We start from the raw sequence: 3,128 nt of genomic DNA, 5'->3' as shown, positions 1-3,128 counted from the left end.
CAAGCTCGTCGGCGGACTCGTCAGCATCGTCGAGGACGAGGCTGCTGGACGCCCCGGGGCCAGCAAGGACCTGTGGGTGCTCAAGGAGAACGCCACCGACGCCGACCAGGGCCTGCCCGACGTCCTGCCCATGACCAGCGTGCGGTCCTCGACCGGCACGGTGCCCCGCATCCTCGAGGACATGTTCTGGGTCGGCCGCTACGCCGAGCGCGTGGAGGACCTGCTCCGGCTGGTCATCTCCTCGCACGCGCTGGCCGAGGAGTTCCAGACCCGCCCTCGCTCGACCGGCGGCGCCGGTCTCGACGTGATGATGGGTGCCGTACGACGCCTCGCCGGACGCAGGCACGCCGACCTCGACGAGGAGTTCCGCTCGGTGCTCCTCGACGTGGGGCGTCGTGGCTCGGTCGCCCACGGGGTCGAGGGTCTGCGCGAGGCCGTGTCCGGCGTGCGTGACCAGCTCTCGCGCGACGTGTGGCGCACCTTCGGTGCCACCGAGCGGGCCGCAGCCTCGTTGCGGGAGAGCCACCACAGCCAGCAGATCACCGAGTCGGCCGGACGCATGCTCACCGGGGTCCTCGCGCTGCACGGCGTCACCGCCAGCATGATCCGCGACGAGGGCTGGCACATGATCGCCGCCGGCCGTGCGTTGGAGCGGGCCTTCCAGCTCTGCCAGCTGCTCGCCGCCACCACGACCGTGCGTCGCGGGATCGACGTCGACCGCGAGGTGCTCAACGCCGTCCTCGTCGCCGCCGAGAGCTCGGTGACGCACCGTCGCCGCTACCGCGGCTACGTCCGTCCCGGCGGGGTGCTCGAGCTGCTCCTCGAGGACACCCTCAACCCGCGCTCGCTCGCCTTCGTGCTCGACGAGCTCGCCACCCATCTCGCCGCGCTCCCGGCCTCGACCGGTTCGAGCCGGCCCGAGCGACTGGTCACCGACATGCAGGAAGCGCTCGCGGAGACCGACATCGCCACCCTCGTGGCGATCGGGGGAGTGGGCCGACCCAACCTGGAGAACTACCTCGCCCAGACCGTGGAGCAGCTCAAGCGCCTCGGTGAGGCGATCACCGAGCTGCACCACACCAGTGGTCCGGCCCCGCGCCTGATCGCCGGGCTGCCGCTGGTCGACTCCTTCTCGCCGTCCGTGCCGCCCACCGCGGCGCAGCCCGGCGAGGCTGTCGTCAGGTCGCACCCATGAAGTACGTCGTGCGCCACGTCACCACCTACACCTACGACGACGCCGTCAGCGACAGCCTCGGTCTGGCCTATCTCGTGCCGCGCTCCCGACCCTCGCAGGTGGTGTCGTCCTACGACGTCACCGTGACGCCGACCCCGGTCGACTCCTCCTCCGACCTCGACTACTACGGCAACCGGGTGACCTACTTCCAGGTGACCGAGCCGCACCAGCAGCTGGTCGTCGAGGGCGTCAGCAGCGTCGAGTCGCTCGACCCGGTGCATACCGACGAGGCGCTGAACCGTGCGTGGGAGACGCTGCTGCCGTTGCGCGACCCGGCTCAGCCGGGGGCCTGGCGGGCGGCCGACTTCGCGCTCGCCTCACGTCTGGTCGAGCAGGTCCCGGCGGCGCGCGAGTACGCCGCCGCGTCGTTGACGCCGGGTCGGCCGATCGGCGAGGCGGTGACCGAGCTGATGCGCCGGGTGCACGCCGACTTCGACTACGACAAGACGGCCACGACCGTCACCTCGACCGTCCAGCACATCCTCGACAAGCGGGCCGGGGTCTGTCAGGACTTCGCCCACCTGATGCTCTCCTGCCTGCGCTCGTGCGGCGTCGCGGCGCGCTACGTCAGCGGCTACCTCGCCACCTACCCACCGCCCGGCAAGGAGCGCGTGGTCGGTGCGGACGCCTCGCACGCCTGGGTGGAGGTCTGGCTGGGCGGCGAGGAGTGGCTCGCCCTCGACCCGACCAACGACCAGTGGGCCGGCGACCGCTACATCACGGTCGCCTGGGGCCGCGACTACGGCGACGTCCCGCCGCTCAAGGGCGTCATCTTCACCGAGGCCAAGCGGTCGACGATGCGGGTCTCGGTCGACGTGGCTCCCGTGGACTCGCCCGCGGGCTGAGGTCACCCCGACGGGGGCGCCGCGCTGTCTGGGAGACTCCGCGCATGCGCACCGCACGCCGTACCGCCCTGGCCGGAGCACTCTTCGGAGTGCTCGCGCTGACCCTCGGCGCGTGCGGGGGAGAGTCCGGCCCGGTCGACGACGGCACCTACTCCGCGCTGCAAGCCGGGGCACCGGCGGTGCTTGCTGAGCGCGGCATCGCCCTGGTCTCCCCGGACCGACCGGCTGCTGCGGCACCCCGCGACGTCGTCGACGCCCTGGGCGAGGAGCGCCTGTTCGCTGCTGAGCTCTCCCTGGTGCCGAACCCGGTGCAGGACGCCGTGCTGGCGCTCGACCCCACGCAGGTCGCCGGCCTGCTCTTCCTCGTCGGCAACGCGACGGAGACCGACGCCGACGGCGACAGCGAGGGCGGCCGCTACGTCGTGCTCGGGTTCGCCGACCTCGACTCCGCGATCCTCTTCGCCCAGAGCGAGCCGACGATCTTCCACGACGCGGACCTCGAGGAGGATCGTTCGGCGTACTTCTCGGGCACCCTGGTTTCCTACTACGCTCCTGAGGGTACGAACGACGCGACCGAACGATTCCAAGCCGCGCTCGAGGCGCTGGCCGGCTGAGCATGTGACCTCCTCTGAAAGCGTGAGATCCGATGAGCGACTCCGGTAGCGGCACCCCGGCAGGGTGGTATCCCGATCGCGAGGGCGGTCAGCGGTGGTGGGACGGCACCCAGTGGGGGCCGGTCGGTCAGCCCCCGGCAGCCCCGGAGCCGACCGTGGCGATGCCGACGGGCCCGCCGCCCAGCACTCCTCCGGAGGGCTACGCGGCCTACCCGCCCCCGAGTGAGGCAGCGGCACCCGCAGCGGCCACCTCGACCGGCCCCAACAAGCCGCTCCTGCTGGGCATCCTCGGAGGTCTGGTCGGTCTCGGCGTCCTGATCGTGCTCCTCGTGATGGTCCTCGGGGGCGGTGGAGGGGCGTCGTCCGACGACCCGGCCGAGACGGTCTCGGCGTTCTACGACGCCGCTCGCGACGGCGACTGCGAGGCGGCGTTCG

General features: G+C 71.9%; 4 protein-coding genes. All 4 read left to right on the top strand.

Translation table 11 applies throughout. The annotated features are described in order from the left end of the window. Positions 1 to 1,195, top strand: a 1,195-nt coding sequence (locus VOI19_RS17135) for an alpha-E domain-containing protein (RefSeq protein WP_323794164.1), incomplete at its 5' end; no start/stop codon positions are given. Continuing rightward, positions 1,192 to 2,079, top strand: a complete 888-nt coding sequence (locus VOI19_RS17130) for a transglutaminase family protein (protein ID WP_323794163.1) — start codon at positions 1,192 to 1,194, stop codon at positions 2,077 to 2,079. The genes VOI19_RS17135 and VOI19_RS17130, both read left to right, overlap by 4 nt. 44 nt (positions 2,080 to 2,123) lie before the next feature. After that, on the top strand, positions 2,124 to 2,693 hold the full coding sequence (locus VOI19_RS17125; RefSeq protein ID WP_323794162.1) for a hypothetical protein: 570 nt from the start codon (positions 2,124 to 2,126) through the stop codon (positions 2,691 to 2,693). A 32-nt stretch (positions 2,694 to 2,725) separates the two neighbouring features. After that, the coding region (locus VOI19_RS17120; protein WP_323794161.1) for a DUF2510 domain-containing protein at positions 2,726 to 3,128 on the top strand (403 nt) is incomplete at its 3' end.

The sequence above is a fragment of the Nocardioides sp. genome (assembly GCF_034670285.1).
Lineage (GTDB): Bacteria > Actinomycetota > Actinomycetes > Propionibacteriales > Nocardioidaceae > Nocardioides.
This window is presented reverse-complemented; position numbering and strand designations above follow the sequence as displayed.

What these genes read in the sequence shown, in the direction of transcription:
- VOI19_RS17125 (WP_323794162.1), top strand. Translation starts at nt 2,124, where the DNA reads ATGCGCACCGCACGCCGTACCGCCCTGGCCGGAGCACTCTTCGGAGTG.
- VOI19_RS17130 (WP_323794163.1), top strand. Translation starts at nt 1,192, where the DNA reads ATGAAGTACGTCGTGCGCCACGTCACCACCTACACCTACGACGACGCC.